General features: G+C 66.0%; 27 protein-coding genes. 8 read left to right on the plus strand and 19 right to left on the minus strand.

The window, feature by feature from the left end; translation table 11 throughout:
• Positions 1-79 precede the first annotated feature (79 nt).
• Positions 80-1,534, plus strand: a complete 1,455-nt coding sequence (locus tag C8C93_RS04090; protein WP_121505994.1) for an efflux RND transporter periplasmic adaptor subunit — start codon at positions 80-82, stop codon at positions 1,532-1,534.
• 22 nt (positions 1,535-1,556) lie between these two features.
• Positions 1,557-4,715 (plus strand): efflux RND transporter permease subunit, encoded by a 3,159-nt coding sequence (locus C8C93_RS04095; RefSeq protein ID WP_121505995.1) that lies wholly within the window; start codon positions 1,557-1,559, stop codon positions 4,713-4,715.
• Positions 4,716-4,800: 85 nt separating this feature from the next.
• On the opposite strand, the gene C8C93_RS04100 is transcribed toward C8C93_RS04095, so the two are convergent.
• The 6 genes from C8C93_RS04100 to moaA all read right to left on the minus strand — a co-directional run bounded on the left by C8C93_RS04100 (position 4,801) and on the right by moaA (position 9,498).
• Positions 4,801-5,133: a thioredoxin family protein gene (locus C8C93_RS04100; RefSeq protein WP_121505996.1), complete on the minus strand. Its 333-nt coding sequence runs from the start codon at positions 5,131-5,133 to the stop codon at positions 4,801-4,803.
• A 164-nt stretch (positions 5,134-5,297) separates the two neighbouring features.
• Complete coding sequence (gene glp, locus C8C93_RS04105; protein WP_121505997.1) at positions 5,298-6,656, minus strand: gephyrin-like molybdotransferase Glp; 1,359 nt, start codon at positions 6,654-6,656, stop codon at positions 5,298-5,300.
• Positions 6,657-6,675: 19 nt separating this feature from the next.
• Positions 6,676-7,221, minus strand: a complete 546-nt coding sequence (locus tag C8C93_RS04110) for a GNAT family N-acetyltransferase (RefSeq protein ID WP_121505998.1) — start codon at positions 7,219-7,221, stop codon at positions 6,676-6,678.
• A gap of 15 nt (positions 7,222-7,236) precedes the next feature.
• Positions 7,237-7,881 carry a molybdenum cofactor guanylyltransferase MobA gene (mobA, locus tag C8C93_RS04115; protein WP_121505999.1) on the minus strand — a complete coding sequence of 215 codons (645 nt, stop codon included), beginning with the start codon at positions 7,879-7,881 and terminating at the stop codon, positions 7,237-7,239.
• Between the two features lie 30 nt (positions 7,882-7,911).
• A complete protein-coding gene (locus tag C8C93_RS04120) occupies positions 7,912-8,295 on the minus strand; it encodes a DUF6713 family protein (protein ID WP_121506000.1) in 384 nt (127 codons plus the stop codon).
• Between the two features lie 66 nt (positions 8,296-8,361).
• Positions 8,362-9,498, minus strand: a complete 1,137-nt coding sequence (gene moaA, locus C8C93_RS04125; RefSeq protein ID WP_121506001.1) for a GTP 3',8-cyclase MoaA — start codon at positions 9,496-9,498, stop codon at positions 8,362-8,364.
• 169 nt (positions 9,499-9,667) lie between these two features.
• Between moaA and C8C93_RS04130 the strand changes: the two genes are divergently transcribed.
• Complete coding sequence (locus tag C8C93_RS04130) at positions 9,668-10,519, plus strand: type IV pili methyl-accepting chemotaxis transducer N-terminal domain-containing protein (RefSeq protein ID WP_121506002.1); 852 nt, start codon at positions 9,668-9,670, stop codon at positions 10,517-10,519.
• A 28-nt stretch (positions 10,520-10,547) separates the two neighbouring features.
• Here the strand turns inward: C8C93_RS04130 and C8C93_RS04135 are convergent, their stop codons facing one another.
• Positions 10,548-11,228, minus strand: coding sequence for a hypothetical protein (locus C8C93_RS04135; RefSeq protein WP_233559238.1), 681 nt, complete (start codon positions 11,226-11,228; stop codon positions 10,548-10,550).
• Positions 11,225-12,199 carry a hypothetical protein gene (locus tag C8C93_RS04140; protein WP_121506003.1) on the minus strand — a complete coding sequence of 325 codons (975 nt, stop codon included), beginning with the start codon at positions 12,197-12,199 and terminating at the stop codon, positions 11,225-11,227. The genes C8C93_RS04135 and C8C93_RS04140 overlap by 4 nt, the downstream gene beginning before the upstream one ends.
• Before the next feature lie 136 nt (positions 12,200-12,335).
• Here C8C93_RS04140 and C8C93_RS25335 point away from each other — a divergent pair, with 136 nt between their 5' ends.
• Positions 12,336-12,530 (plus strand): hypothetical protein, encoded by a 195-nt coding sequence (locus C8C93_RS25335; protein ID WP_233559239.1) that lies wholly within the window; start codon positions 12,336-12,338, stop codon positions 12,528-12,530.
• A 31-nt stretch (positions 12,531-12,561) separates the two neighbouring features.
• On the opposite strand, the gene C8C93_RS04145 is transcribed toward C8C93_RS25335, so the two are convergent.
• From C8C93_RS04145 to C8C93_RS04160, 4 genes are all read right to left on the minus strand, one after another.
• A complete protein-coding gene (locus tag C8C93_RS04145) occupies positions 12,562-13,323 on the minus strand; it encodes an SDR family oxidoreductase (RefSeq protein WP_121506004.1) in 762 nt (253 codons plus the stop codon).
• Between the two features lie 56 nt (positions 13,324-13,379).
• Positions 13,380-13,997, minus strand: coding sequence for a DUF2889 domain-containing protein (locus C8C93_RS04150; protein ID WP_121506005.1), 618 nt, complete (start codon positions 13,995-13,997; stop codon positions 13,380-13,382).
• Between the two features lie 131 nt (positions 13,998-14,128).
• Positions 14,129-15,562 (minus strand): aldehyde dehydrogenase family protein, encoded by a 1,434-nt coding sequence (locus tag C8C93_RS04155; protein WP_121506006.1) that lies wholly within the window; start codon positions 15,560-15,562, stop codon positions 14,129-14,131.
• Between the two features lie 104 nt (positions 15,563-15,666).
• Entirely contained in the window at positions 15,667-16,371 is a 705-nt protein-coding gene (locus tag C8C93_RS04160; RefSeq protein ID WP_121506007.1) for a Crp/Fnr family transcriptional regulator, read from the minus strand.
• A gap of 133 nt (positions 16,372-16,504) precedes the next feature.
• On the opposite strand from C8C93_RS04160, the gene C8C93_RS04165 reads away from it, so the two are divergent.
• Both C8C93_RS04165 and C8C93_RS04170 read left to right on the plus strand, forming a co-directional pair.
• A complete protein-coding gene (locus tag C8C93_RS04165) occupies positions 16,505-17,029 on the plus strand; it encodes a DUF962 domain-containing protein (RefSeq protein ID WP_121420505.1) in 525 nt (174 codons plus the stop codon).
• Positions 17,030-17,045: 16 nt separating this feature from the next.
• On the plus strand, positions 17,046-17,927 hold the full coding sequence (locus C8C93_RS04170; RefSeq protein WP_121506008.1) for a bile acid:sodium symporter family protein: 882 nt from the start codon (positions 17,046-17,048) through the stop codon (positions 17,925-17,927).
• 22 nt (positions 17,928-17,949) lie between these two features.
• On the opposite strand, the gene C8C93_RS04175 is transcribed toward C8C93_RS04170, so the two are convergent.
• Entirely contained in the window at positions 17,950-18,771 is an 822-nt protein-coding gene (locus C8C93_RS04175) for a metal-dependent hydrolase (protein WP_121506009.1), read from the minus strand.
• Between the two features lie 136 nt (positions 18,772-18,907).
• Here C8C93_RS04175 and C8C93_RS04180 point away from each other — a divergent pair, with 136 nt between their 5' ends.
• Complete coding sequence (locus C8C93_RS04180; protein ID WP_121506010.1) at positions 18,908-19,525, plus strand: TetR/AcrR family transcriptional regulator; 618 nt, start codon at positions 18,908-18,910, stop codon at positions 19,523-19,525.
• Between the two features lie 4 nt (positions 19,526-19,529).
• Here the strand turns inward: C8C93_RS04180 and C8C93_RS04185 are convergent, their stop codons facing one another.
• From C8C93_RS04185 to C8C93_RS04210, 6 genes are all read right to left on the minus strand, one after another.
• Positions 19,530-19,916: a VOC family protein gene (locus tag C8C93_RS04185; protein ID WP_121506011.1), complete on the minus strand. Its 387-nt coding sequence runs from the start codon at positions 19,914-19,916 to the stop codon at positions 19,530-19,532.
• Between the two features lie 17 nt (positions 19,917-19,933).
• Positions 19,934-22,474, minus strand: coding sequence for a cation-translocating P-type ATPase (locus C8C93_RS04190; protein ID WP_121506012.1), 2,541 nt, complete (start codon positions 22,472-22,474; stop codon positions 19,934-19,936).
• Positions 22,475-22,574: 100 nt separating this feature from the next.
• Positions 22,575-22,739 carry a rubredoxin gene (locus C8C93_RS04195; protein WP_055398177.1) on the minus strand — a complete coding sequence of 55 codons (165 nt, stop codon included), beginning with the start codon at positions 22,737-22,739 and terminating at the stop codon, positions 22,575-22,577.
• A 31-nt stretch (positions 22,740-22,770) separates the two neighbouring features.
• Entirely contained in the window at positions 22,771-23,535 is a 765-nt protein-coding gene (locus tag C8C93_RS04200) for a cytochrome b/b6 domain-containing protein (RefSeq protein WP_121508649.1), read from the minus strand.
• A 157-nt stretch (positions 23,536-23,692) separates the two neighbouring features.
• The gene (locus C8C93_RS04205) at positions 23,693-24,217 is read right to left on the minus strand and encodes a diheme cytochrome c (protein ID WP_121506013.1); all 525 of its coding nucleotides are present in this window, start codon (positions 24,215-24,217) and stop codon (positions 23,693-23,695) included.
• A 10-nt stretch (positions 24,218-24,227) separates the two neighbouring features.
• Entirely contained in the window at positions 24,228-24,632 is a 405-nt protein-coding gene (locus C8C93_RS04210) for a DUF1924 domain-containing protein (RefSeq protein WP_121506014.1), read from the minus strand.
• A gap of 117 nt (positions 24,633-24,749) precedes the next feature.
• Here C8C93_RS04210 and C8C93_RS04215 point away from each other — a divergent pair, with 117 nt between their 5' ends.
• Positions 24,750-25,127 (plus strand): PepSY domain-containing protein, encoded by a 378-nt coding sequence (locus tag C8C93_RS04215; RefSeq protein ID WP_121508650.1) that lies wholly within the window; start codon positions 24,750-24,752, stop codon positions 25,125-25,127.
• Positions 25,128-25,165: the final 38 nt, after the last annotated feature.

The raw sequence follows: 25,165 nt of genomic DNA on the forward strand, positions 1-25,165 counted from the left end.
GCCAAGGATTGCTGCAGCGCAAGACACGCACTGATACATTGTTTGGCTGCCTTCCCCACATCACCCGCTTCATTGATCCATGGCGTCCAAGAACAAATACATCTTTTTCGCTGTCATCGGCATCGCTGCCGCGTCGGGCGCAGCCTGGTGGCTTCAGAAACCGGCCCAGTCCGTGCGCAGCGAGGCGCCTGCCGACGGCAGGGGTAGCGCCGCGCCAGCTGGTACGGCGGCCAAGGGGGGGGGCGCAGGCCGCCCCGTGGCGGTAGAGGCCGTGGCCGTGCGGCAGATGGCCTTGCGCGACGATGCCGAGGCCGTGGGCAGTCTGCGGTCGCGCCAGAGCGTGGTGCTGCGCCCCGAGGTGAGCGGTCGCATCACGGCGCTCAACTTTCGCGACGGCGAGCGCGTGCGGCGCGGGCAGGTGTTGGTGCAGTTTGACGACCAGTTGCCCCGCGCCCAGGTGCAGCAGAGCCAGGCCGAGCTCTCCATCGCCCAGGCCAACCACAAGCGCAATCAGGAACTGGTAGCCCAGGGCTTCATCAGCCAGCGTTCGGTCGATGAAAGTGCCGCCAACCTCGAAGTGGCGCGGGCCAAATTGTCCTTGGCGCAGGCCACGGCCTCGCGCCTGAAGATCGTGGCGCCGTTTGACGGCATCGCCGGTATTCGCGGGGTGAACGTGGGCGACTACCTCAAGGACGGTGCCGACATCGTCAATGTCGAAGACCTGGATGTGGTGTATGTGGACTTCCGCCTGCCCGAGCGTTTGCAGAGCAAGGTCCGCACGGGCCAGACCGCCCAGGTGGCGTTCGACGCCTTGCCCGGCGTGCGCTACAGCGCCGTGGTGCAGGCCATCAACCCCCAGATTGACGCCGATGGCCGCTCGGTGGTGGTGCGCGGCTGCATTGACAACCGGCGCTTGCAACTGCGCCCCGGCATGTTTGCGCGCGTGACGGCCGTGTTTTCAGAGCGCAGCGATGCCCGGGTGATCCCCGAGGAAGCCATCGTGCCCGACGGCAGCAGCCCGTATGTGTTCAAGATTGTGGATGGCAAGGAGCCTGGCAGCCGCGTGGCGCGGCGCACACCCGTCAAGCTGGGTGCGCGCACCCCCGGGTTTGTGGAAGTGGTGGATGGTCTGGCCATGGGAGATGTGGTGGTGACCGCAGGCCAGCAGCGCATCCAAAAGGATGGCACCCCAGTGCGTGTGGTGGAACTGGGCAAGCCAGGCAAGCAGAGCAATGGCGGCGCGCCATCACCAGCGCGCGCAGCCGCCTCGGCCGGGGCGGCAGGTGCAGACCGTGCTGCAGGTGCCGTGGCACCGACCGATGCACCAGCGCCCACTGGGGCTGGCAGCGCCAGCAGCCCCCGCGCAGCGGCGCAGCCGATGGCAGCCGCACCCGTTGCCAATGCTGCTACCGCTGCCACTGCCACTGCAGCATCGGCCAATGCCGTAGTGGCGCCGTTGCCCGGCCCTAATCCTTGCCAGCTTGCGGGCACGCCCGGCCGCGCACCACAAGGCAGCCCACGCCATCCTGCGTGATCGATGAAGTTCCAGGACTGCCATGCAACTCGCTGAAATATCGATACGCCGACCGGTCTTTGCGACCGTGCTCTCGCTGCTGGTGCTGCTGATCGGCGCCGTGAGCTTCACGCGCCTGTCGGTGCGCGAATACCCCAAGATCGACGAACCCGTGGTCACCGTCAGCGTGCGTTATGCGGGCGCGTCGGCCGAGGTGATCGAATCCCAGGTCACCAAGCCGCTCGAAGACTCCATTGCGGGCATTGACGCGGTGGACGTCATCACCTCCATCAGCCGGGCCGAGCAAAGCCAGATCAGCGTGCGCTTTCGGTTGGAGAAAGACGCCGACAACGCCGCCGCCGAGGTGCGCGACCGCACCGCGCGGGTGCGCAACCGCCTGCCCGATGCTGTGGATGAGCCCGTGATCGCCAAGGTGGAGGCCGATGCCTCGCCCGTGATGTGGCTGGCTTTCAGCAGCGAGACACGCACGCCGCTGGAGATCAACGACCTTATCAACCGCATCGTCAAGCCGCGGCTGCAGACGGTGACCGGTGTGGCCGATGTGCCCATCTACGGCGAGCGGAAATACGCCATGCGCGTGTGGCTGGACCCCGAGCGTTTGGCGGGCTACCGCCTGACCACGCAGGACGTGGAAGACGCCATCCGCCGCAACAACCTGGAGCTGCCCGCAGGCCGCATCGAGTCGCAGCAGCGCGAGTTCAGCGTTACCTCACAGACCGACCTGGCCACGCCGTCGCAGTTTTCCGAGGTGGTGATCCGCACCGTGAACGGCTTCCCGGTCCGAATCCGCGACGTCGCGCGGGTGGAAGAGGGCGCCGCCAGCGACCGCAGCCGCGTGCGCCTGAACGGGCGCGAAGCCATTTCCGTGGGCGTGATCCGCCAGGCCACCGCGAACCCGCTGGAGCTGTCGCAGGGCGTGCGCGCCATGCTGCCCACGCTCAAGGCCGACCTGCCACCGGACATCGGCATCGACATTGCCAACGACAACTCGCTGTTCATCGACCGGTCCATCAAAAGCGTCTACACCACCATTGCCGAGGCCGTGGTGCTGGTGGCCCTGGTGATTTTCGTGTTTCTGCGCACCTTCCGCGCGTCCATCATTCCCATCATCACCATCCCGGTGAGCCTGGTGGGCAGTTTTGCGCTGATGTCGCTGGCGGGTTTTTCGATCAACACCCTCACGTTGCTGGCGCTGGTGCTGGCCATCGGCCTGGTGGTGGACGATGCCATCGTGATGCTGGAGAACATCTACCGCCACATCGAGGAAGGGCTGGACCCGTTCTCAGCCGCCATCAAGGGCGCGCGCGAAATCGGCTTTGCCATCGTGGCCATGACGCTCACGCTGGTGGCGGTGTATGCCCCGCTGGCCTTTACCCCGGGCCGCACAGGCCGGTTGTTTGTGGAATTCGCATTGGCCTTGGCGGGCGCGGTGGTGGTGTCCGGCTTCGTGGCGCTGACGCTGTCACCCATGATGTGTTCGCTACTGCTCAAGCACAACCCGAAGCCCAACTGGTTCGACCGCTCGATGGAGCGCTGGCTCACGTCTCTGTCAGACGCTTATGGCCGCCTTTTGCGGTGGCTGGTGACGGCCCGCTGGTCGGCCAAGGGCAGCGAGCGCGGGGGTGTGCGCGGCGCCATCTTCCAGGCCCGCTGGATCGTGCTGGCGGTGATGGCGGTGAGTGGTGCGGCGCTGGTGGTGGTGTACCCCAGCATGCGGCAAGAGCTGTCGCCGCTGGAAGACCGGGGCACCATCCTGGCCAGCGTCACCGCCCCCGACGGCGCCACGCTGGACTACACCAACCGCTACGCACTGGAGCTGGAAAAGATCGGCCAGGACTACCCCGAGTTCGACCGCATCTTCGCCAACATCGGCAACCCCACCGTGGCCCAGGGCAGCGTGATTTACCGCACTGTGGATTGGGAGAAGCGTGACCGCACCACGCTGGAGCTGGCGCGCGAGCTGCAGCCCAAGGTGTCGGGCTTGCCTGGCGTCAACGCCTTTCTCATCACGCCGCCGTCGCTGGGTCAGGGCTTTCGCTCGCGTCCGCTCACCTACGTGATCCAGACCTCGGACAGCTACGAAAACCTCAACGCCGTCACCAACGCCTTCATGGCCGAGATCGCGCAGAACCCCGGCATCGTCGGCCCTGACGTGGACCTGCGGCTGAACAAGCCCGAGCTGCGCATCGAAGTCAACCGCGAACGCGCCGCCGACCTGGGCGTGAGCGTGGATGTGGTGGCCAAGGCCATCGAGACCATGTTGGGAGGGCGCACAGTGACGCGCTACAAGCGCGATGCCGAGCAGTACGACGTGATCGTGCAGACCGAGGCCAGGGGCCGCACCACACCCGAGAACATCGACACCATCTACGTGCGCGGCCGCAACGAAGCCATGATCCCGCTGTCCAGCCTGGTCAACGTGCGCGAAAGCGTGAGCCCGCGCGAGCTGAACCACTTTGGTCAGCGCCGCTCGGCCACCATCACGGCCAACCTGTCGCCTGACTACTCGCTGGGCGAGGCGCTGAGCTTCATGGACGCCACGGCGGCGAAAGTGCTCAAGCCCGGCTACACCACCGAACTCAACGGCACCTCGCGCGAGTTCAAGAGCTCGCAGGGGGCGCTGGGCATCGTCTTCGTACTGGCTTTGGTCTTTATCTTCCTGGTGCTGGCCGCGCAGTTCGAGAGTTTCATCGACCCGCTGGTCATCATGGTCTCGGTGCCGCTGTCGATGATTGGTGCGCTGCTGGCGCTCAAGTGGAGCGGCGGCTCGCTCAACGTGTACTCGCAGATCGGGCTGATCACGCTGGTGGGGCTCATCACCAAACACGGCATCTTGATCGTGGAGTTCACCAACCAGCTGCGCGAGCAAGGCATGGAGATGGTGGATGCGCTCGTCAAGGCCTCGGCCCAGCGCCTGCGCCCCATCCTGATGACCACCGGCGCCATGGTGCTGGGAGCCATCCCGCTCGCGCTGGCTTCAGGCGCTGGCGCCGAGACGCGCACGCAGATCGGCTGGGTGATTGTGGGAGGCATGTCGCTGGGCACGCTGCTCACGATCTTTGTGGTGCCCACCATGTACACCCTGTTTGCGCGCAAGGCAGTGCCGGGTGCGAACACGGCCGTGGCTGCCGAGGAGCCTGAGCATCCGCTGCACCCGCCGCACGATTACGTGGCCAAGTAGCCATGCGGAGCCCCAACGGCGGAGCGGTGCGACCCAATAAGAAGCCCCGATGGGGCTTCTTTCTATTCGGAGTCGGACGCGTGCCTCATTCAGGTGCCGAGACGGTGTTTACGGCGTCCAGAACGTCTTGCTGCCCCTGCGGCCGCACCAGGCGAGCGACCTCCTTGCCGTCCTTCAAGACCACCAGCGTGGGCCACAGCTTGACGCCGAAGGTGCGACCCAGGCGCTGGCCGGGGCCATCTTCCACCTTGATGTGCGCTACGTCTGCGCGGTCCTTCAGCGCTTGTTCGATCAGTGGCTGCGCGCGCTGGCAGTGGCCGCACCAGGGGGTGCCAAATTCCACAACGGCGGCGCCTGTCAGGCGGTCCACCTCGTCACGGGATGGGGGTTGCGCAAGGTGCTGGGCGGTGTAGGGCATGGGCGCAAGATTTCCAAACGGGTGCAAATGAAAAGAGCCATTGTGCTGTGCTTCGCCCGCGCGGGGTGCCACGGGCGCGGCTCCTGTGAGGGATGCTTGGCAAGGGCCGCCCCGCAGTGAAGGCGTCGGTCCCCCTGGGGGAAGGTGCAAAGCGATTCAGGGGGTCAAATAACGCCGTCAAACACCATCACATCCACCGCATCGCCCACGGCCACGTTGCCCTGGCCGTGGTGCAGCACGATGAGTCCGTTGGCCTGCACCATCGAGCTGAGCACACCCGAGCCCTGGTTGCCCGTGGTGCGCACCTGCAGGGTGCCGTTGGCGGCGGTGGTGATGGTGCCGCGCTGATACTCCGTGCGGCCAGGCTTCTTGCGCATGGCCTCGGTGCTGGTGGCGCGCAGCAGCGGTGGGGCGCTGTGGTTGCTGCCCATCATGCGCAGCAGGGCGGGGCGCACAAAGGCCAGGAAGGTCACCATCACCGCCACGGGGTTGCCTGGCAAGCCGAACAACACCGCACCGCTGTGGGGGTGATTGGTATCATTTTGATAGCTGTTAGCGCTTGATGGATAAGTGCTGGAGGCCAATTTGGCTTGATTTTCTGTGGTGGCAATGCGCCCCACCGCCATGGGGCGGCCCGGCCGCATGGCAATGCGCCAGAAGGCCACGTCGCCCAGCTTCTTCATCATGGTGCGTGTGTGGTCGGCCTCCCCCACACTCACGCCGCCGCTGGTGATGATGGCGTCCGCGCGCTGCGCTGCGTTGCGAAATGCGGCCTCCAACAGTTCCGGCTCGTCGCGGACCACGCCCAGGTCGATCACCTCTACGCCCAGCCGCGTGAGCAGGCCGAACACGGTGTAGCGGTTGCTGTCGTACACGGCGCCTTCGCGGGGTGGTTCGCCGAGGCTCAGGATCTCGTCGCCGGTCGAGAAATACGCCACGCGCAGGCGGCGGTACACCGTGACGGTGGGCAGGCCCAGGCTGGCGACCAGGCCCAGCGCAGCTGGCGCCAGCAGCGTGCCCTTGGCCAGCGCCACGCTACCCTCCATCAAGTCTTCGCCCTTGAAGCGGCGGTTGTCGCCGGTCTTGAGCACATCGGCCGCGATGGTGATGTGGCCGTCAGCTGCGGCGGCTGTGGTGAACTCCTGCGGCACCACGGTATCGAGGCCCGTGGGCATGATGGCGCCGGTCATGATCTTGACGCACTCGCCCGCCGCCACGGTGCCCACCCAGGCCTTGCCCGCCAGCGCCGTGCCCACCACGCGCAGCGTGAGAGGCTGGCCTGCGACCAGTTGGTCGCCGGCAAACGCATAGCCGTCCATGGCCGAGTTGTCGTGTGGTGGCACGCTGATGGGCGAAATCACGTCCTGCGCCAGCACGCGTCCCAGGGCGCTGAAGAGGGGCAAGTCTTCGGTGGCGCTCACGGGCTCGACCAGCCGTTCCAAGAACGTGTTCACATCGGCAGCGCTCAGGGCCTGCGGGTCGTAGCCTTGCAGTTCGGCGGCAATCTGGGCAATGGTTTTCATGGGTCTCAGTAACTTTCAATCAGTCGTACAGCACGCGCACCATGTGCAGCTTGTCAAAGCCCACGCCGTCCACCACGATGGCGTGGGGCAGCAGGCCCCAGGCGCGGAACCCGGCCTGCTCGTACAAGCGCACGACATGCGTGTTGGAGGCCGTGACCGTCAGCACCAGCTGGGTCAGTCCGGGCACGCGGCTGGCGGCCTCAACACAGGCGGCTACCAGCTGCTGGCCGATGCCCTGGCGCTGGGCTTGTGGCGCAACCATCATGCCTACCAGCGTGGCGAGGTGCCGCTGCTTGGTGCGCTGCTCGCGCTCACAGCCCAGGCAGCCGACCAGCTGGCCTGCGGCATCGAAGGCGCCGAGGAAGAACTGACCCGACTCCGGCGCGCCAAACCGCGCCACGTACTCGCTGGCATCGCGGCCCACCGAGGATTCGTAGTCGGACGTGAACGCATCCGGCGCGGTGCGCAAAGCCTCGTCGCGAAGGGCTTTGTAGGCCACAGCGTCCGATGCGACCAACGGGCGGATCAACACTGCACGGGCGGCCGCAGGCGTGTGCGCGTTCATCGCAGCGGTGCGTGATCAGGCCTGCGGTGCGCTCGCGCTTTCCAGCGCGTGCAGCTCAGCTAGGGTGTTGGCGTTGAAAAAGGCCTTGGGGTCGTCGCCGGGCTGGTCAAACGGCACGATGGCGCAGCGGTGCTGTGCCGTCCATGCGTCAATCTTGCGGCCACCGGCCTGGGTGAAAGCGACCAGGCTTTCGAGCAGGTCCACGCGCAGCAGGCAGAACACCGGCTGGGTGCGCACGGTGGTGCGGCCCGTGCCATCGTCCTCGGGCGCTGCGGCCATGGCGATGTCGGCGTCCTGGGCGTCAGCCGCCGCCGCCAGGCGCTGGGCCAGGTCCAGGGGGAACAGCGGGGTGTCGCAGGGCACTGTCAGCAGCCAGGGCGTTTCGCAACGCTCCAGTCCTGTCAAAAAACCCGCTAGCGGCCCGGCATAGTCGCTCAGCACGTCGGGCCACACCGGTGCGCCGAAGGCTTCGTAGGCGGCCAGATTGCGATTGGCGTTGACCATGGTGGCGCCGGTCTGCATCTGCAGTCGCATCAGGGTGTGCAGGGCCAGGGGCAGGCCCCGAAAGTTTTGCAGGCCTTTGTCGACCCCGCCCATGCGGGAGCCGCGGCCGCCGGCAAGGACGATGCCGGTAATGTCTTGGGTGTCAATCTTGGTCATGGTGCGCGCGATGGAGCGTGAAATAGAGGGCTACCGCAGCGGCCGGGTGCGCAGCGCGGTCAACTGCAGGCAGGAAAGGACAGCCGTGCCGACCAGCAGGCCCAGGGACACAGGTTGTACAAAGGCCTCGTGTCCCAGGGCAAAAAACAGCCCGTGGATCACCACGGTCAAGGCACCGAGGCAAGGCATGAGTTTGTAGAACATCAGGGCCGCTGAACCCTCGCCACGGGCCACTTGCGACTGCGCGTACAGCACCAGCGCAATGATGGGCAGGTTCAGCAGCAAGTTGACCTGGTTGCCGCCGGGGATGTGAAACAGCTCCCACTCGTGCCAGTACGCGGCGTCGATCTGGTGGGTGACCAGAACGGCGGCGTTGGCCAGAAACAGTGCGCGGTGTTTGGGTTGAAGGGACATGGGTGGCTGTAAGGACAACGCGAGGACCGAAGCCACCGATGGTGCCCTAAAAAGTCGGCACTTTGCTTACCCGCCGATGTAGCTCATTTCCACACGCCGCACCCCTGGCGTATTGTCTGCCGGCAGGGTGCTGCGCAGCTCGGAGTAGCGGTCAGCGCGCTGCTGCCAGATGGGCGCGATGGCCGAGGCAATCGCCTCGTCGCTGGCGCCGCCGCGCAGCAGGGTTCGCAGGTCGTAGCCCTCGGAGGCAAACAGGCACAGGTAGAGCTTGCCTTCGGTAGACAGGCGCGCGCGGTTGCAGTCGTGGCAAAACGCCTGGGTCACGCTGCTGATCACGCCCACCTCGCCCAGGGCGGGGTCATATTGGCCTGCGGCATTGGCATAGCCCCAGCGCTCGGCAGTTTCGCCGGGGCTGCTCGGGTCGAGCTGGACCAGCGGCAGCTCGGCGCGCAGGCGGTTGATCAGCTCGGCCGAGGGCAGCACTTCGTCCATGCGCCAGCCGTTGGTGGCGCCCACGTCCATGTATTCGATGAAACGCAGCGTGGTGCCCGTGCCCCGGAAGTGGCGGGCCATGGGCAAAATTTCGTGGTCGTTGGTGCCGCGCTTGACCACCATGTTGACCTTGATGTGCGACAGCCCGGCGGCGTGCGCCGCTTCGATGCCCGCCAGCACGTCGGCCACCGGAAAGTCCACGTCGTTCATGCGGCGAAACACGGCGTCGTCCAGGCCGTCGAGGCTCACGGTCACGCGGTTCAGGCCCGCGTCTTTCAGCGCTTTAGCCTTGCGCGCCAGCAGCGATCCGTTGGTGGTCAGCGTGAGGTCGGGCGCCAGCCCGTCCACCGTGCGCAGCTGGGCCAGTTGCGCCACCAGCGCTTCCAGGTTCTTGCGCAGCAGGGGCTCGCCACCGGTCAGGCGGATCTTGCGCACGCCATGCGCCAGGAAGAGCTTTGCCAGCCGCGTGATCTCTTCAAAGCTCAGCAGCGCGCCATGGGGCAGGTAGGGGTAGTCCTTGTCGAACACTTCCTTGGGCATGCAGTAGTTGCAGCGGAAGTTGCAGCGGTCCGTCACGCTGATGCGCAGGTCACGCAGCGGGCGGCCCCGGGTGTCGGTGAGCAGGCCGGTGGGGGCCACGGGGTGTGTGGGCACCCGCGCCGCCAGAGCGGCGATGCGTTGGTCCACCAGAGGAATCACACGTTCGGCCATGGCGTGATTTTGCCGCAAGGGGGCCTGCAGAGGGGGCAAGCCCCTGCGCGCGGAGTTGATCGCGGTCAAGTTTTGCCCAGGCGCTGGTATGGCCCGCCTTTGACATGGCGCAGGGCGTTCTGGTTGCTGCGTTGCAACAATCTGCCCATTCGATTTCAAGGGGATTCCCATGTTGACGCGCGAATTTTCTGCCGATGCCACGCCATGCCAGCGCCGTGTGGCCCTTCAGTGGGTGGCGGCGGGTGTTCTGCTGCCCACCTGGGCAACTTGGGCGACTGGAGCCCAGGCGCAGATGGGGTTGTCGGGGGCCATCAACTATGCGGGCTGGTTTCGCGCACTGTCGCAGCGCATGGCCAAGGCCTATTGCCAGCAGTACCTGCAGGTGCTGCCTGCTGCGGCGGTGGATGTGATGGGGCTGGCGCGCAAGATGGTGCAGACGGGTAGCGGCGAACTGGCCCGAGGCATGCAGTCGGGCCAGTGGCCTGCAGAAGTCGGGCGGCAGCTGGCAGAAGTGCAAAAGCAGTTTGCCCTGCTCAACCAGATGACTTCGGCGCCCGCCACCACCACGGCCCTGGTAGCGGCGGCATCGGAACAGGCCGATCGAACGCTGCTCATTGCGCAGGCCGTGACCGAGGCCATCGAAAAAATGGCACAGGCCCCCAGTGCCCGCCTGGTGAACCTGGCGGGCCGCCAGCGCATGCTGTCGCAGCGCCTGGCCAAGAACTACTTTTTGAGTGCTGCCAAGGTGGATTCCAAGGTGGTGCAGGCGCAGCTGGCGTCCGATGCGGCGGACTTCCGCCAGGCCTTGCAGACATTGAAGGCGGCGCCCGTGTCCACATCGTCCATCCGCAACGAGCTGGAGCTGGCCGATTCGCAGTGGCTGTTTTTTGAATCCGCGCTGCGCCGCGCGGCCGATGACGCGGGGCTGAACGCCGTGGCCACCACCAGCGAACGCCTGCTGGGGGTGATGGACAAGCTCACCGGCCTGTACGACGCTGCCCTGCGCGAGGTGCTGGGCTGAGAGGCGGGGAACGGCCGGGGTCACCCGATCAGCCGCCCCAGCCCGCATGCTGCATGAAGTCCGCCAGGCGGCAATCGCGCCCCACCAGAACCAGCCGGGTGTCCAGCGCGTTGAAAAACCCTGGGGGTGGTGGAAGCGGCAGCTGCTGGACGCGTTTGTGGGTGTCGATGCGCGCCGCTGCCAGTTCGTAGTCGCGTGCCAGGGCCATCCACAGGCCATGGGCGCCGGCCGACTGGCGTGCGCCTGTTATCAGGCTCCTCCCTGAGTCCAGCCACCATCGGTAGATGGCTGATGCAATGCCCATGCGGCGGTAGCCGTCCACCACCTTGGTGTGGGGCGCACGCAGGTGGCGGTCGGTGCGGCGGTCCACCTCGACCAGCCGGTTGAACACGGTGTAGGCCACGATGCGGTTGCGCTGCGGGTCGATGGCATACACAAAGTATTCGCCGTCGGCCTCGCGCAGGCGAAACACCAGCCCATGCAGATGCAAGGGCAACGGCTGCATCGCATCGCGCGTGCGGTGGTTGGTGCGGATGCGGTCGTACAGCGCCTCGAACTCGCGCTGGATGTCGCGGCCCGACAGATCCACGTCGATGCGCAGTTCGGTCAGCCGCTGGGCCCACCGGCCCAGCAAGCCCTGGCCGGGCCACGTGTTGGCGATGACGGTGGCGTCGCGTGGGTCGCACAGGCTGCAGGCGATGGCCATCATGGCGTGTTCCCCTGGCCATCGATCCAGCAGCCGCTCAGCAGGCGTGCAGGCTGTTCGCGGGCGCACACCTGGGCGCTGTGGGGCCAGTCGGGTAGCGGCACCACCAAGCCTGCGTACACGCCGTAGGCCTCACCCGCCGCAATGGTTTCGCCCGCCCACAGGCTCTCGCCCGCACGGATGGCCCCTCCGGCGTGAATGTGCCCACCGGCCCGCACACCCCAGCCCACTTGCAGGTGGCCCTTGCAGTCCACGTCGCCCGTTACCCACACGCCCCGGGCAGCCTGCACGGCAGCATCGGTTTGCAAGTGGCCACCCACCTTGATGCCGCCGTCGCAACCCAGGTCGCCTACCACCCGCAGATCCTGGGTCACCCGGCAGTGGCCACCGACGTGGGCGGCAGCCCCGCAGTCCAGCTCGCCGCCCACGCGCAGGCTGCCTGTGCACTGCAGCCGCTGCGCCACTGTCAGCGACCAGCCCACGCGCGCATCGCCGTGCAGCCGCGCGCTGCCCTCGCAGCGCACTGCGCCCACCACGCGCAGGTCTTCGCCCACGCGCAGTGCACCACCCACCCGCAGGCCGCCCAGCACGCTGAGGCTGCGGCCGGTGCGCAGCACTCCCTCCACGTCGGTGTGGCCCCGGCAGCGCACGCTGCCCGCAAACACCAGCGCGTCTGCTTCCAGGTGGTCCACCTCCAGCACATCGTTGGTGGGGCCGAACTGGTCCAGCATCCAGCAAGCGTCTTCCACGCGACCTTCGCGCACCAGGTCGTCCAGCAGCGCCTGGTAGTTGCTGGCGCCCTCCTGGCGGCGCAGGTACCAGCGGTAGCCGTCGGCGCAGGGCTGCTTGGCACGGATGAAGTGGCGGGTGATGTCGGGGGCGACCGCCGCGCTGGCGATGGCCTCATCGGCGGGCAGGCTGCGCGCAGGGGCGCACGGGGCGAGCGAAATCTCGCCCGAAGGAAACGGGGGCATGGACACTCCTGGCGTTCGCGCCCCGGCCGTTGCCAAGGCGCAAGCTGGCGCTGGGCGTGGGGCCCGGCGACAGGAGGTGCGCGAAAAGAATGCGAAGGGGAGAGGGTGTCGCCGGGCTCAGGAATCTGCAGCTAGCGTGCAGACTTGGCGGTCACCGGCCTGGAGCGTGGCCTGCGAGCGCGTGGCACGGCGCAGCGGCGCTGTGGCGCTGGCGGTCGTGGCGGTGGAGTGGCTCGCAAACATCGGCGGCACTATAGGCAGCGGTTTCAAGACCGTCAAATCAATCCGCACTGCCTTGGTGCGGATTGGGCGCGCGCGCAAACGCAAGTGATGGTGGTTTGCGAGCGCGCTTGGACTCTTGTTTACACGCAGCGTCCGCCATCCACCTCGATGCACACGCCGCTGATGAACGATGCCTCGTCGCTGGCCAGGTAGAGCGCCGCATTCGCCACGTCCAGCGCGGTGGAGAAGCGGCCCAGCGGAATCGTGGCCAGGAACTTGCCGCGGCGTGCATCGTCCACCGGGCCGCCTGCAAACTCGGCAGCCAGGCCGGTGTCGGGGTTGAACACGGGGTTGATGCAGTTCACGCGGATGTTGTCGGGGCCCAGTTCGGCCGCCATGGACTTGCTGGTGATGATGACGGCGCCCTTGGAGCCGTTGTACCAGGTCAGGCCCGGGCGCGGACGCAGCCCGGCGGTGGATGCGATGTTGATGATGCTGCCGCCACCGGCCTGGCGCAGTGCGGGCACGGCGTGGATGGCCGACAGGTAGATGCTCTTCATGTTGATGGCATAGACCTTGTCGAACTCGTCCTCGCTCACTTCGAGCATGGGACGGTTGCGGTGCGTCCAGCCTGCGTTGTTCACCACCACGTCCAGGCGGCCGTACAGACGCACGGCTTCGTCGACCATCGCCTTCACTTCGGCGGACTTCGTCACGTCGGCTTTGAAGAACGCGGCGGTGCCGCCGGCGGCCGTGATTTCGGCCACCACGCGCTGGCCGCCCACCTCGTTGATGTCGTTGACGATGACCTTGCCGCCTTCAGCGGCCAGGCGTTTGGCGATGCCTTCGCCAATGCCGTTGCCAGCGCCGGTGACGATGATGGATTTGTTCTGCACACGCATGGGTGTCTCCGATGGGTTGTGGTGATATATCAAAATTGATAGCTAGCAGCGCATATTCAACTAGCGCTAGCGCCCGATGGGGCTGAAATTTCAGTGGCAGGAGCCGTAGGGGCTGCCGGGGCGGGTGCCTTGGGCTCCCTGCCATAGAACTGCGGAAAGAACTCTTTGACCCCCTGGCCGTTGAAGTCCCACCCCGTGCACTGGCCCAGGTGGCGCGGTGGCTCGTCGGGGTGGCTGGACGAAAACACGGCGGGCACCGACTGGAACGCCGCGGTGGCCAGGTTGAACAACAGCTCGCGCAGGTGGGTACAGCTCGCCACGCCGCCCAGGTGCTTCTGGATGGACTGGCGCCAGCCGCGCGCCATGCTGCAGCCCACCATTTGCTGCAGTGCAGTTTGGGCCTCGGTGCAGCCCTGGAGGGGGTGCGAATCCATCGCCACATCGATCGCCTGCACCACCAACTGGCGGTTCACGGTCACGCGCAGCCACATGTGGTGGATGGCCTCGCCCGCGAGGCGCTGTTTGGTAGGGTCGCGAAAAGAGGTGGCGTCGTAGGCCTTGCTGTCGTGCAACTCGCCTTCAATGTCCCACAGTCCATCGTCGCGTTCAAAGCCCTGGTAGTTCACCCGGCGGACATGTTTCAGGGTGCGGGGGGCGGGGGGACTCAGGGGCATGCGTTTTTTATGGTGACTAGGTAGCGAGAGACTGGAACTGGCGCGGCCTACGCCAGGGCCGCCGCGCAAGGGCCGCCCCGCCGCGCTGGCGGCGTCCCCCCAAGGGGGAAGGCGCGCAGCGACACAGGGGGTTATCCATATTTGATGGCAACGGTCTTCAAGGTGGTGAAGCCGTACAGCGCCTCAAAGCCCTTTTCGCGTCCATAGCCGCTGGATTTGACGCCGCCAAACGGCAACTCCACACCGCCGGCCGCGCCGTAGTTGTTGATGAACACCTGGCCGCTGTGCACACGCTTGGCCATGCGGAACTGGCGCGCGCCGTCACGCGTCCAGATGCCGGCCACCAGGCCGAATTGCGTGGCGTTGGCCAGCTCCACCGCGTGGTCTTCGTCCTGGAAGGCCATGGCCGACAGCACGGGGCCGAACACTTCCTCCTGCGCAAGGCGGTGGCCTACCGGTACATCGCGCAGCAGGGTCGGGGCCTGGTAGTAGCCGGTCTCGGGCGCTTCGTCCACCACCACGCCCTGCGCCACCATGGGGATGCCTGCCACCTGCGCGTCGGAGAGGAAATCCCACACGCGCTGCTGCTGCGTCTGGCGGATCAGCGGGCCCACGTCCAGGTCCATGGCGGCGGGGCCGACGCGCAACTTTTCAAACGCCTTGCCCAGGCGCTCCAGCAGCGGTTCGTAAATCAGCGAATCGATCAGCACCCGTGAGCCCGCCGAGCAGGTCTGCCCGGCGTTCTGCACGATGGCGTTGATGACCACGGGGATGGCGGCATCGAGGTCCGCATCTGCAAAGATGATCTGCGGGCTTTTTCCGCCCAGTTCCAGCGTCACGGGGCAGTGGCGCTCGGCGGCCACCTGCTGGATCAGCGTGCCGATCTTGGGGCTGCCGGTGAAGCTGATGTGGTCTATGCCGGGGTGGCGCGCCAATGCGTCGCCCACCTCATGGCCGTAGCCGGTGACGATGTTGAGCGCGCCGGAGGGAAAGCCCACCTCGGCCGCGAGCTGCGCCACGCGGATCAGCGAGAGGCAGGCATCTTCGGCCGGTTTGACCACGCACACATTGCCTGCCGCCAGCGCGCCGCCCACGCTGCGGCCGAAGATCTGCATGGGGTAGTTCCAGGGGATCACATGGCCCGTGACGCCGTGGGGCTCGCGCCAGGTCAGCACGCTGTAGCCGTCGGGGTAGGGGATGGTCTCGCCATGGAACTTGTCGCACGCCCCAGCGTAGAACTCGAAGTAGCGCGCCAGCGCAATCGCGTCGGCGCGTGCCTGCTTGGTGGGCTTGCCGCAGTCGCGCTGCTCCAGCGCCGTCAGCTCGTCCGCATGCTCCAGGATCTTGGCCGAGAGCTTTTGCAGCAGTCGGCCGCGCTCCACCGGGGCCAACTTCTGCCACACCGCGTTGTAGCACTGGCGGGCCGCATGCACCGCCGCGTCGATGTCGTCGGCGTTGCTGCGCTGGATCTCGTCGAAGGGCTGGCCGTCGGACGGGTCGATCATGGCAATCATGCGGCCCGAGGCGGACGGCACCGAGGCGTTGGCGATGTAGTTCAGTTGCATAGCCGTCATTTTGCCCGGAAATGAAATGTGTGCTTATTATTTAAGTAAAAAATGCTTCTGGCGCCTGTTGGTAAAGCGCTAGTAGCTATAAATTTAATAGCAATTCAATAGCAGGTGGCGCGCAGCGCCGCCAGGTCCAGAATCTCCAGCTCGCCGCGTTGCACGCGCACCAGGTGGCGCGATTCCAGGTCCTTGAGGATCTGGTTAGTGGTTTGGCGCGAGATGGCCAGCATCAGCGACAACTGCTCTTGGGATATGGACAGCACGCGGCGCGACCGCCCCTCGGCCGTCCACTGGCCGTAGCCCTCGGCCATCATCACCAGACGGCGCGCCAGGCGTTGTGGCGCAGGCAACAGGGCCAGCTCTTCCATGGCCACAAAGGCCGAGCGCAGCTTGTCGGTGAGCAGCAGCGCGAGCGCATGCCAGTGCTGCGGGTGGGCCTGCAGCCACGCCTGCAGCCGCTCGTGCGGAATGTGCAGCAGCGTGGTGGGCTCGGTGGCCTGCGCGTCGTGCGTGCGTGCGGAGTTGTCGAACACCGAGATTTCGCCAAACCAGTGCGGCGGCTCCAGGCGGATCAGCAGCGCGGCCCGCGCCTCGTCGGCCCGGCCACCCGTGCCCGAGATGCTGACCGCGCCGCGCACCACCGCATACAGCCCGCAGGGCGCATCGCCACGCAGAAACAGCACTTCGCCCGTCTGCAAATGGCGCGCCTGTGCCATGGCCAGCAGCGGCTGGGCAAAGTCGGCCGGCAGGTGGGCAAACCAGCGGCCGGACTGGAGGACGGGCAGATAGGTGGCGGGGTCGGTCATGCAGTGCAGATTGGGCGCGAGGCAGGGTGGGGCGGTGCCGTGGGAGTGTGCCTTTTTGTCGTCTGCACGACAGACGCTGGCAATGCCCCGGGGCGAGTATTGATGCTGCTCAAAACAACAGCCGGAGACACCCATGAAAACCCTGATCGACCACCTTGCGCAGTACGCCGACTACCACCGCGACCCGCGCAACATCCACACCCATTTTGTGGGCGTCCCGATGATCATGTTTGCGGTGGTCATCCTGCTGTCGCGCCCGACCTGGATGGCGGGCGCGTTGCCGCTGAGCCCTGCGCTGTTCGCTGCGCTGGCGGCCAGCGTCTTCTACTTCCGGCTGGATATGCGTTTTGGCCTGGCCATGGCGACCCTGCTGGCGGCCATGCTGGTGGGGGGGCAGTGGGTAGCTTTGCAGAGCATGGCGGTGTGGCTGGCCACGGGCATTGGCCTGTTTGCCGTCGGCTGGGTGATTCAGTTCGTGGGCCACTACTACGAAGGTCGCAAGCCCGCGTTTGTGGACGACTTGGTGGGCCTGATCGTCGGCCCGCTGTTTGTGGTGGCCGAGTGGGCCTTTGCGTTGGGTTTGCGCAAGGAAGTGCAGGCGGCGATCGAGCAGCGCAGCGGCCCGGTGCGACTGCGCACCGGCCAGGCACCTGCATAAGCCCCGCGCGTGACCCATGAGCTTTGTTTCCATACTTCCCACCTTGTTGTTCATCGCCCTGGGGCTGGTCATGTTCGGCCTGGGCCTTTCGCTCACGGTGGGCGACTTCAAGCGCCTGCTGCAGCATCCGCGTGCCGTGGTGCTGGCCCTGGTGCTGCAGGTGCTGGTGCTGCCATCGGCCTGTTACGCCCTCATCGTGCTGCTGGGCGTGGCGCCGCTCTACGCGGTGGGGCTGATGCTGCTGGCGGCTTCACCGGGCGGGGTGTCGGCCAACCTGTTCAGCCACCTTTTTGGTGGCAATGTGGCGATGAACATCTCGCTCACCGCCATCAACACCGTGTTGTCCATCGTGAGCCTGCCGCTCATCACCAACTGGGCGATCAACACCTTTGCGCACACGGGCCAGGTGGTGCCGCTGCAGTTTGGCAAGGTGGTCGAGGTGATCATCATCGTGCTCGTGCCGGTGGTGCTGGGCATGGCGGTGCACCGGCGCGCGCCGGCCTTCAGCGCCCGCATGGAAAAGCCCATGAAGATTTTCAGCGCCGTGGTGCTGGCCGCTTTTGCGCTGATTGCGATTGCCAAGGAGTGGACGGCGCTGGTCGAGTCCTTCGCGGGCATCGGTCCGGCCGTGTTGTTGTTCAATGCGATCAGTCTTGCGTCGGGGTACTACCTGTCGCGGGCGGCGGGGCTCGACAAGTCCATGGCCACGGCCATCAGTTTCGAGATCGGCATCCACAACTCCACGCTGGCCATCTTCATCGCGCTGTCGGTGCTGGGCAACTTTCAGCTGGCACTGCCCGCGGCCATCTACTCGGTCAGCATGTACATACTGGCGACGCTGTTTGGTGGGCTGGTGCTGCGGCGTGGTGCCCAGCCAGCGGCCGCCGTCAGCGCCTGAAACCGCATTCTGGCGTTGTGGCTCAGCGTGCGCCCACGGGCACGTAGGCGTCGCTGTGCTGGGTCAGCCATTGCTGTGACAGGTCCGTGCCGTGCTGGCTGGGGTGAAAGTCGCGGCGCAGGTATTCGCGCCATGGGCGCCAGGTTTCGCGCACCAGGCCGCCCTTGCCAAACAGCGTGCGCGCCGCACTGGCCCAGGTGGTCCATTTCCACAGCGTTCCGTCGCGGCGCAGGTTCAGCACCGTCTGGCGCAGGGCGTCGCCCAAGAAGACGAGGGTGATGCGGCGGAACCAGGTGACGCGCCACTCGTGGTTGCCGCCCAGCGCCTGGTAGATGTCGAACGCCGTGTTCTTGTGCTCGGCCTCTTCGGCGCAGTGCCATTGCCACATCGTGGCCAGGCGGGGTTCGGCGCCCGCCAGTGTTTCGGGGTGGGCCAGCAGCCATTCGGCCAGCAGCGCGGTGAAGTGCTCGTTGGCAGCCGTCACGGCCAGGGGGTGGCGTGGGTCGGCTCCGGCAAAAAGCTTCATGCGCTCCTGCGCGCGGGACGCCCATTCGTTGACCAGGCCCTGCTTTTCGAGGTGCCCATTGAACAGCGCATGGATGCGGCGGTGAGTGGCCTCTTGTCCGATGAAGCCCCGCACCTCGTCGGCAAATTGCGCGTGTTGCTCGGGCGGCATGGCTTTGTGCCCGCCCTTCACAGCGTCGATGAAGAACTGTTCGCCCACCGGGAAGCTCATCGACAGCGCATTGAAGAACGCCGTGCGAAACGCATCGCCGCCGCACCAGTGGCGGTCAAAAGGCGTTTCCAGGTCAATGAGCAGGCGTCGCACGACGAGTTCGGTCATGGGGATGGATCTCCGGGAGCTCGGTAAAAAGATAACGTCTTTGTGGTTTGGTACGTTGTAGTACCAGCGGTGAGGAATCATGGAGTGCGCATGTGGTACTGTCAAGTACCTGTTAACCCCAAGGGAATCTGCCAGCATGACCGAACTGCAAGCCGCACCCCGACCTGGCGCCACCGAGGGTAGGGAACATCGGGATCGCCTGCTGCAGGGTATGGCCCGCGCCGTGGCGACCAAAGGCTATGCCGACACCACGATTGCAGACATCGTGCGCGAGGCTGGCGTCTCGCGGCGTACTTTCTACGAGAACTTTGCCGACAAGGCCGAATGCCTGACAGCGCTGTACGAATCGGCAAGCGGCAACGCACTGGCGGTGCTGCGTGGCGCCATCAACCCCCAAAGCGATTGGCAGGCCCAGGTGGAGCAGGCGCTGTCGGCGTACTTTGGTGCGCTGGCCTGCAATCCGGTTCTGCTGCGCACTCTGTTCATTGAAATCCTGGGCCTGGGCATGCCCGGCCTGGCCGCGCGGCGGCGCGTCAACCAGCAGTTGGTAGACCTGATGCTGGAGGTGGTGAACAACCGCCCGGGGGCGCCCCTGCGCAAGGCCCCGCTGCAGCCCATGATGGCCATGGCGGTGGTGGGAGGTATCAACGAGATGGTGCTCCAGTCCATCGAGCAGGGGCGCGCCGGACAGCTGCAGGAGCTGGTGGCGCCCGCTGCATCGCTGCTGCGCGCGGCCACCTCGACGGATCTTTGACCGTTCACACTTCGTTGGCGATCTCGATCAGGTTTTCGTCCGGGTCATAGATGTAAACCGACAGCAACTTGTGGCACGCTCCCGTAGCACCCACCGGGCCTTGCACGACGGAGACGCCTTCAGTTTGCAGATGTGTCACCACTTCTTCCAACGGGGTTTGCGTGAGAAAACACAGGTCGGCAGAACCCGCGGTGGCATGTCGCACGTTCGGGTCCACCACCGTGCCTACTTCGTGCAGATTGATCTTTTGATCGCCGAAGTGCAGCGCATACCGCCGGGGCTTGAACTCCCGCGCAGTCATGCCAAGCACACGCTCATAGAACGCGATGGTTTTTTCAATGCTGGCAACGGTGAGTACAACGTGGTCGAGCGATTCCAGAACAATTGGCATGGCGTGTGGCGGGGTGGTCAGACGGTCGGATGATTGTGCGCCAGCGTTGTGGGGCGGAGCCATCGTTTGTTGGCTGCAAAGAGCCCTGTCAATGTCAACCCGGCCACCATCGCCATGAGCCAATGCAGGGGCGGCAACGGCGCAAACTTGAAGGCTGAGGCCAGCCAAGGTACTGTGGTGATGGCAGTCAGCGCCGCCAGTGTGCCGCCCAGCACCCACAGGCTGACGGGTGTGAGGCCCGCCCACAGGCTGCGCCAGCTCGTCTGGTTGCTGCGGCTGGGCAGGATGAGCGCTGCGTTGGCAGACACCAGCACCACGAAGGCGACCGTGCTGGCCGTGGCGGCATGCGCGGCCTGGCCCAGCAGCCAGGCATAGAGGCCCACCACGGCAGCCGTCACCACGCCGCCCTGCACCAGGCTCAGCAGGATGTGGCGGGCTGAAAGCAAGGGTTCATCGGCGCGGCGCGGCGGCTGCTGCATAAGGTCGGCCGCACCTTCCTCGGCCTCAAAGACGATGGAGCAGGCCGGGTCGATGACCAGTTCCAGAAACGCAATGTGCAGCGGTGCCAGCACCAGCGGCAGCCCAAACAGCACCGGCAGCAGCGCCAGCCCGATGATGGGCACATGCACGGCGAGCGTGTAGACCATGGCCTGGCGCAGGTTGGCAAAGGTCTGCCGCCCCCGGTGGATGGCCTGAACAATGACTGCGAAGTCGTCGTGCAGCAGCACCAGCGCTGCGGCCTCGCGCGCCACGTCGGTGCCGCGCTGGCCCATGGCGATGCCGATGTGGGCGGCCTTGAGGGCGGGGGCGTCGTTCACGCCATCGCCCGTCATGGCCACCACCTCACCCTGAGCCTTGAGGGCTTCGACCAGCGCAAGTTTCTGGTGCGGCTTGATGCGTGCAAACACGCTGACCTGCCGGACTTTGCCGGTGAGCATGTCGGGGGACATCAAGGCCATTTCATCGCCGGTGACGACCTGGTCGTGGGCGATGCCCGCCTGGGCTGCAATCGCGCGTGCGGTGCGGGGGTGGTCGCCTGTGATCATCACCACGCGGATACCCGCCTGGTGACACTCTGCAATCGCCTGGGGCACCTCGGGTCGCAAGGGGTCGGCCAGGGCCACGAGGCCCAGCCATTCAAAGTCAAAGTCGTGCTGAATGCCTGGCCAGTCGTCTTGCACGCGGTGCCGGGCCTTGGCCACGCCCAGCACCCGAAGGCCCCGATCGGCCAGCCGGGCGGCCTGGGCGCTGACGGTGGCGCGCTCGGCGTCAGGCAGGTGGCACAGGTCGGCCACGGCTTCGGGCGCACCCTTGGTGGCCACGGTGTCGTGCGCGGATGTGCCATCGCGCCACAAGTGGCTCATGGCCAGCAGCTGGGGCGAGAGCTCATATTCGCGCGCCAGCGACCAGGCGGGGTGCAGGTGCTCGGTGCCTGCCAGATGATTCCCCGCCATGCGGTGAAAGGCCTGCTCCATGGGGTCGTGCGGTTCGATCTCGCTGGCCAGCACGGCGTATTCGAGCAGTTCGTGAAAGGCCTCTGGCAGCGCCGTGCCACCTGCTTCGGCTGCTTTTTCGGGCAGGTTCTGCACATCCAGCTCCTCGCCCGCAATGCACAGTGCGGCCACGGCCATGCGGTTTTGCGTGAGGGTGCCGGTCTTGTCCACGCACAGCACGGTGGTCTGCCCCAGCGTTTCGATGGCGTTGAGCCGCCGTGTCAATACCTGCTGTGCCGCCAGCCGCCGTGCAGCCAGGGCCAGGAAGACGATCATGATCACCGGCAGCTCTTGCGGCAGGATGCCCATGGCCAGCGTGATGCCTGCCAGCACGGCTTGCAACGCGTCGCCGCGCAGTGCCCAGAACAGGGCCACCAGCAGCACGCACAGCGACAGGCCGATCAGCACGAGCTTGTGGGTGAGCCGTGCCATTTCTTCACGCAAGGGCGAGGCCTGCAGCGCAATGGTGTCGAGCGACTGGCCAATGCGGCCCAGTTCGGTGTGGCGTCCCACGCCAGTCACCCGCAGCAGGCCCTGGCCGCTGACCACCAGCGTGCCTGCAAATACCTTGTCGGCAATCTGCTTGGCCACGGGCTCGGATTCACCGGTCAGCATCGATTCGTTGGTGGCCAGCTCGTGCGCCTGCAGCAGGGTGCCGTCAGCCGGGATGCGGTCGCCCTCGGCAATCATCAAGAGGTCCTCGCGTACCACATCGCGGCCTGCGATGCGCACCATGGTGCCGCCTCGCAGCGCCAGCGCGCGGGGGCTGGAGAGGTCGCGCAGGGCGTTCAGCGCGTTGTCGGTGCGGCGCTCCTGCAGCACCGTGATGGTCATGATGATCACCACAAAGCCCAGCAGGATCAGGGCCTCGTGCGCGTCGCCCATTGCCAGGTAGATGCCGCCTGCGCCCAGCAGCAGCAAGAACATGGGCTCGCGCACCACGTCCCAGGCCATGTCGCGCAGCGTGCGGCGCTGGCTGATGCCCAGTTCGTTGGGGCCTTCTTCACGCAGGCGCTGGACGGCAACGGCCGGGTCAAGGCCAGTCGGTGGGGGTTGTGCGGGCATCTGGGGGCGTGGGGAGTCTTGAGGCGATCTTTCTTATACCTTTGATCGGTGAAAGTGTCAGTGTGCTGGTGCAGCTGTTTCCCAGATCACACCTTGCACCTCACACCTCGCACAGCACAAAGTCTGCCTTGCCCACATTGCACTCTGGGCACCGCCAATCGTCGGGCACATCGGCCCACAGGGTGCCTGGCGCAATGCCCTCATCGGGCAAACCCGCAGCTTCGTCATAGATCCAGCCGCAGACCACACACATATAGATTTTCATGGGTTGATCCTGATAGTAGTTTTGACGGGCTTCAGTCGTCATCGTGGTGTCTGCTGCGCTCGCTCGTCGTGCCGCTCGCAATCAAACCATTGGGCGATTGCTGCCACTCCCATGCGCCAAAGGCCAGCACTGCCAGCAGCAGCGCTGCCGCCAGCCAGGTGCGGTTTTTCTGCACCAGGTTGGGCCCGGGGCCTTCCACGCGCCCGGTCAGCATGGGCAGCGCCTGATTCTTGCGCCGCAGCATGCTCAGGCCGGCAATCAATGCGAGGTGGGCCAGCACGACAAACAGCATGGCTTCTCCGAAGAACTCGTGCACTTCTTCGATCCAGTCGCCACCCAACACGTCGCCCCAATCGTTGTAGGTGGCATAGCCGCTCAAGGTGATAGGAACGACCAGGACCACCAGCAGCACCACCGCGAGTGTCATCAGCATGTTTTGCCCCTGGCGCCAGTTCACCTGGCTCACCTGGCTGGCAGAGCGTGCTTGGGACAGGGTGCGCAGCCATGCGGGAGCACCGGCCAGCTTGCGCCACAGCAGGCCCAGGCCCGAAGTGCGCGGGCCAAAGACTCCGTACAGCACGCGAAAGCCCAGCAGGCCCGCCATGGTGTAGCCCAACGTGACGTGCAGCAGCCGCCAGTGCTCGCCATCGGCGGTCGCGTAGGCACCCACAAAGCAGAGCGCAAACAGCCAGTGGAACATGCGCGTGGGCGCGTCGGTGACCCGGCGGCTGGGGCCCTTGGCAGCGGCTGGCTGCGCTGCGGCGCTGGCGGGTTGGAGGGAAGGGGTGTTGTTCATAGTGTTTTCCTTGATGGGATGCATCTCAGATTCAACGCAGAGCGAGAGCGGCGAACAGGGCTCAGCGAAGCGGTTCTGGCTAGGCGCTGTGTCGCAGGCAGTACGGCCAGTACGACAAGACACAGCAACGACGCCAGAAGAGTCCTGTTCACCGCTCTCAGTCGTTCCAGGCGCGGCGTGATCGGGCATCCAGCCCCGCGGGCATGCGCAGGTCGTGGTCGTCAAATTGCCCTTGGTCGGCACCCGTGTGGCAGGCCGCGCAGTTGGCGGCGCTTTTCACGCTGGCAAGCTTCCAGGCGGCGGGCTCGATCTTTCGGTGTTTGCGCTCAAACCAGGCCGAGCGGGTGATGCGGTCCTCGGGAGGCTCTTCGCTCACGCGCTTGTAGGTGCCGGCGTGGGCCTGCAGCCACTGGTTGAGCTGGCGCACGGTGGCCGCGTCCAGCGATGCATCGGTGCCATAGTGCTTGTCGAGCCCCGTCATCACGCGGTTCCACGACGCAGAGGGCAGCAGCCCGGGCGGGTAGGCGGTGTGGCAGGCGGCGCATTCCTGCGTGAAAGCACTGGGCACGTTGCGGGGCATGGCGCGCCCGCTGTCCGCATGGGCGCTGGAGATTGACAGCAGGGTCAGTGCGCACACAGCGGCGGCCAGGGCCGCAGGGCGTAGGGGGGCAGGTTTTTTCATGGTGTCGGTCTCAGGGCTTGAGGGCGTTGAGGTACGCCAGCACATCGGCCTTCTCCACAGCCGTGCATTCGCGACTCAGCACGTCGTTGCAGTTGCGGCGAAACCACTTGTCCACCTTGGCGGTGTCGGTATAGGCCTTGGGGTTGAAGGCGGGGGCCAGAGGAGCTATCGACTTGCCGGTGCTGGCATGTTTGCCCTGGGCGGTGGGTGGCGTGCCGTGGCAGGATGCGCAAGACCACTCGCCACCGTGGCGGGTGGTGAAGAACACCTTGCCCTTGTCGGCATTGCCGGGGCTGCCTGCCTGTGCGCTCCAGTGCGCGAGCTGCTGGGCGGCGGTGGTGTCGGCGGCGTGGCTGGGGCTGGCTGCGGCCCAGAGGCACAGTGCAGCCAGGGCCAGAGTGCGAACGGTTGTCATCGTGGTGTCCTTGTAGGTGTTGGTTGTCCTATGCAGCCATTGTTGAAACCCCAGCCTGAACGGCGCGTGAAAGGGCTGTTCATCGGCCGTTCAGACACTGCGCGGGACAATGCACCCATGCTTTTTTCCCCCCACCGTGCTTCAGAGCGCTGCCACGCCATGCGCTGGGGTGCGGCAGCTTGTCTGCTGTGGGCGGCAGCGGTAATCGCGCCAAACGCCTTGGCCAGCGGCAAGGACGACCACGACCGCGCCCGCCAGGCCGTACAGGCGGGCCAGGTGCTGCCGCTGCCTGCAGTGCTGGAGCGCCTGCAGCGTGAAGTGCCCGGCCAGGTGCTCGAAGTGGAGCTGGAGCAGGAGCGGGATCGCTGGATTTACGAGATCAAGCTGCTCACACCTGCGGGGCAATTGACCAAGGTCAAGCTTGATGCACGCACGGGCGAGGTGCTGCGCGTCAAATCGCGCGACGATCAACGTACCGGCCGAGAACACCGCTAAGACTGCCCCGCGTGGGCTCGTGCCCATGCAAGCAGACG

It is taken from the genome of Acidovorax sp. 93 (assembly GCF_003633835.1).
GTDB classification, from domain to species: Bacteria; Pseudomonadota; Gammaproteobacteria; order Burkholderiales; family Burkholderiaceae_C; genus Acidovorax; species Acidovorax facilis.

What these genes read in the sequence shown, in the direction of transcription:
- C8C93_RS04090 (WP_121505994.1), top strand. Translation starts at nt 80, where the DNA reads ATGGCGTCCAAGAACAAATACATCTTTTTCGCTGTCATCGGCATCGCT.
- C8C93_RS04095 (WP_121505995.1), top strand. Translation starts at nt 1,557, where the DNA reads ATGCAACTCGCTGAAATATCGATACGCCGACCGGTCTTTGCGACCGTG.
- C8C93_RS04100 (WP_121505996.1), bottom strand. Translation starts at nt 5,133, where the DNA reads ATGCCCTACACCGCCCAGCACCTTGCGCAACCCCCATCCCGTGACGAG.
- glp (WP_121505997.1), bottom strand. Translation starts at nt 6,656, where the DNA reads ATGAAAACCATTGCCCAGATTGCCGCCGAACTGCAAGGCTACGACCCG.
- C8C93_RS04110 (WP_121505998.1), bottom strand. Translation starts at nt 7,221, where the DNA reads ATGAACGCGCACACGCCTGCGGCCGCCCGTGCAGTGTTGATCCGCCCG.
- mobA (WP_121505999.1), bottom strand. Translation starts at nt 7,881, where the DNA reads ATGACCAAGATTGACACCCAAGACATTACCGGCATCGTCCTTGCCGGC.
- C8C93_RS04120 (WP_121506000.1), bottom strand. Translation starts at nt 8,295, where the DNA reads ATGTCCCTTCAACCCAAACACCGCGCACTGTTTCTGGCCAACGCCGCC.
- moaA (WP_121506001.1), bottom strand. Translation starts at nt 9,498, where the DNA reads ATGGCCGAACGTGTGATTCCTCTGGTGGACCAACGCATCGCCGCTCTG.
- C8C93_RS04130 (WP_121506002.1), top strand. Translation starts at nt 9,668, where the DNA reads ATGTTGACGCGCGAATTTTCTGCCGATGCCACGCCATGCCAGCGCCGT.
- C8C93_RS04135 (WP_233559238.1), bottom strand. Translation starts at nt 11,228, where the DNA reads ATGATGGCCATCGCCTGCAGCCTGTGCGACCCACGCGACGCCACCGTC.
- C8C93_RS04140 (WP_121506003.1), bottom strand. Translation starts at nt 12,199, where the DNA reads ATGCCCCCGTTTCCTTCGGGCGAGATTTCGCTCGCCCCGTGCGCCCCT.
- C8C93_RS04145 (WP_121506004.1), bottom strand. Translation starts at nt 13,323, where the DNA reads ATGCGTGTGCAGAACAAATCCATCATCGTCACCGGCGCTGGCAACGGC.
- C8C93_RS04150 (WP_121506005.1), bottom strand. Translation starts at nt 13,997, where the DNA reads ATGCCCCTGAGTCCCCCCGCCCCCCGCACCCTGAAACATGTCCGCCGG.
- C8C93_RS04155 (WP_121506006.1), bottom strand. Translation starts at nt 15,562, where the DNA reads ATGCAACTGAACTACATCGCCAACGCCTCGGTGCCGTCCGCCTCGGGC.
- C8C93_RS04160 (WP_121506007.1), bottom strand. Translation starts at nt 16,371, where the DNA reads ATGACCGACCCCGCCACCTATCTGCCCGTCCTCCAGTCCGGCCGCTGG.
- C8C93_RS04165 (WP_121420505.1), top strand. Translation starts at nt 16,505, where the DNA reads ATGAAAACCCTGATCGACCACCTTGCGCAGTACGCCGACTACCACCGC.
- C8C93_RS04170 (WP_121506008.1), top strand. Translation starts at nt 17,046, where the DNA reads ATGAGCTTTGTTTCCATACTTCCCACCTTGTTGTTCATCGCCCTGGGG.
- C8C93_RS04175 (WP_121506009.1), bottom strand. Translation starts at nt 18,771, where the DNA reads ATGACCGAACTCGTCGTGCGACGCCTGCTCATTGACCTGGAAACGCCT.
- C8C93_RS04180 (WP_121506010.1), top strand. Translation starts at nt 18,908, where the DNA reads ATGACCGAACTGCAAGCCGCACCCCGACCTGGCGCCACCGAGGGTAGG.
- C8C93_RS04185 (WP_121506011.1), bottom strand. Translation starts at nt 19,916, where the DNA reads ATGCCAATTGTTCTGGAATCGCTCGACCACGTTGTACTCACCGTTGCC.
- C8C93_RS04190 (WP_121506012.1), bottom strand. Translation starts at nt 22,474, where the DNA reads ATGCCCGCACAACCCCCACCGACTGGCCTTGACCCGGCCGTTGCCGTC.
- C8C93_RS04195 (WP_055398177.1), bottom strand. Translation starts at nt 22,739, where the DNA reads ATGAAAATCTATATGTGTGTGGTCTGCGGCTGGATCTATGACGAAGCT.
- C8C93_RS04200 (WP_121508649.1), bottom strand. Translation starts at nt 23,535, where the DNA reads ATGAACAACACCCCTTCCCTCCAACCCGCCAGCGCCGCAGCGCAGCCA.
- C8C93_RS04205 (WP_121506013.1), bottom strand. Translation starts at nt 24,217, where the DNA reads ATGAAAAAACCTGCCCCCCTACGCCCTGCGGCCCTGGCCGCCGCTGTG.
- C8C93_RS04210 (WP_121506014.1), bottom strand. Translation starts at nt 24,632, where the DNA reads ATGACAACCGTTCGCACTCTGGCCCTGGCTGCACTGTGCCTCTGGGCC.
- C8C93_RS04215 (WP_121508650.1), top strand. Translation starts at nt 24,750, where the DNA reads ATGCTTTTTTCCCCCCACCGTGCTTCAGAGCGCTGCCACGCCATGCGC.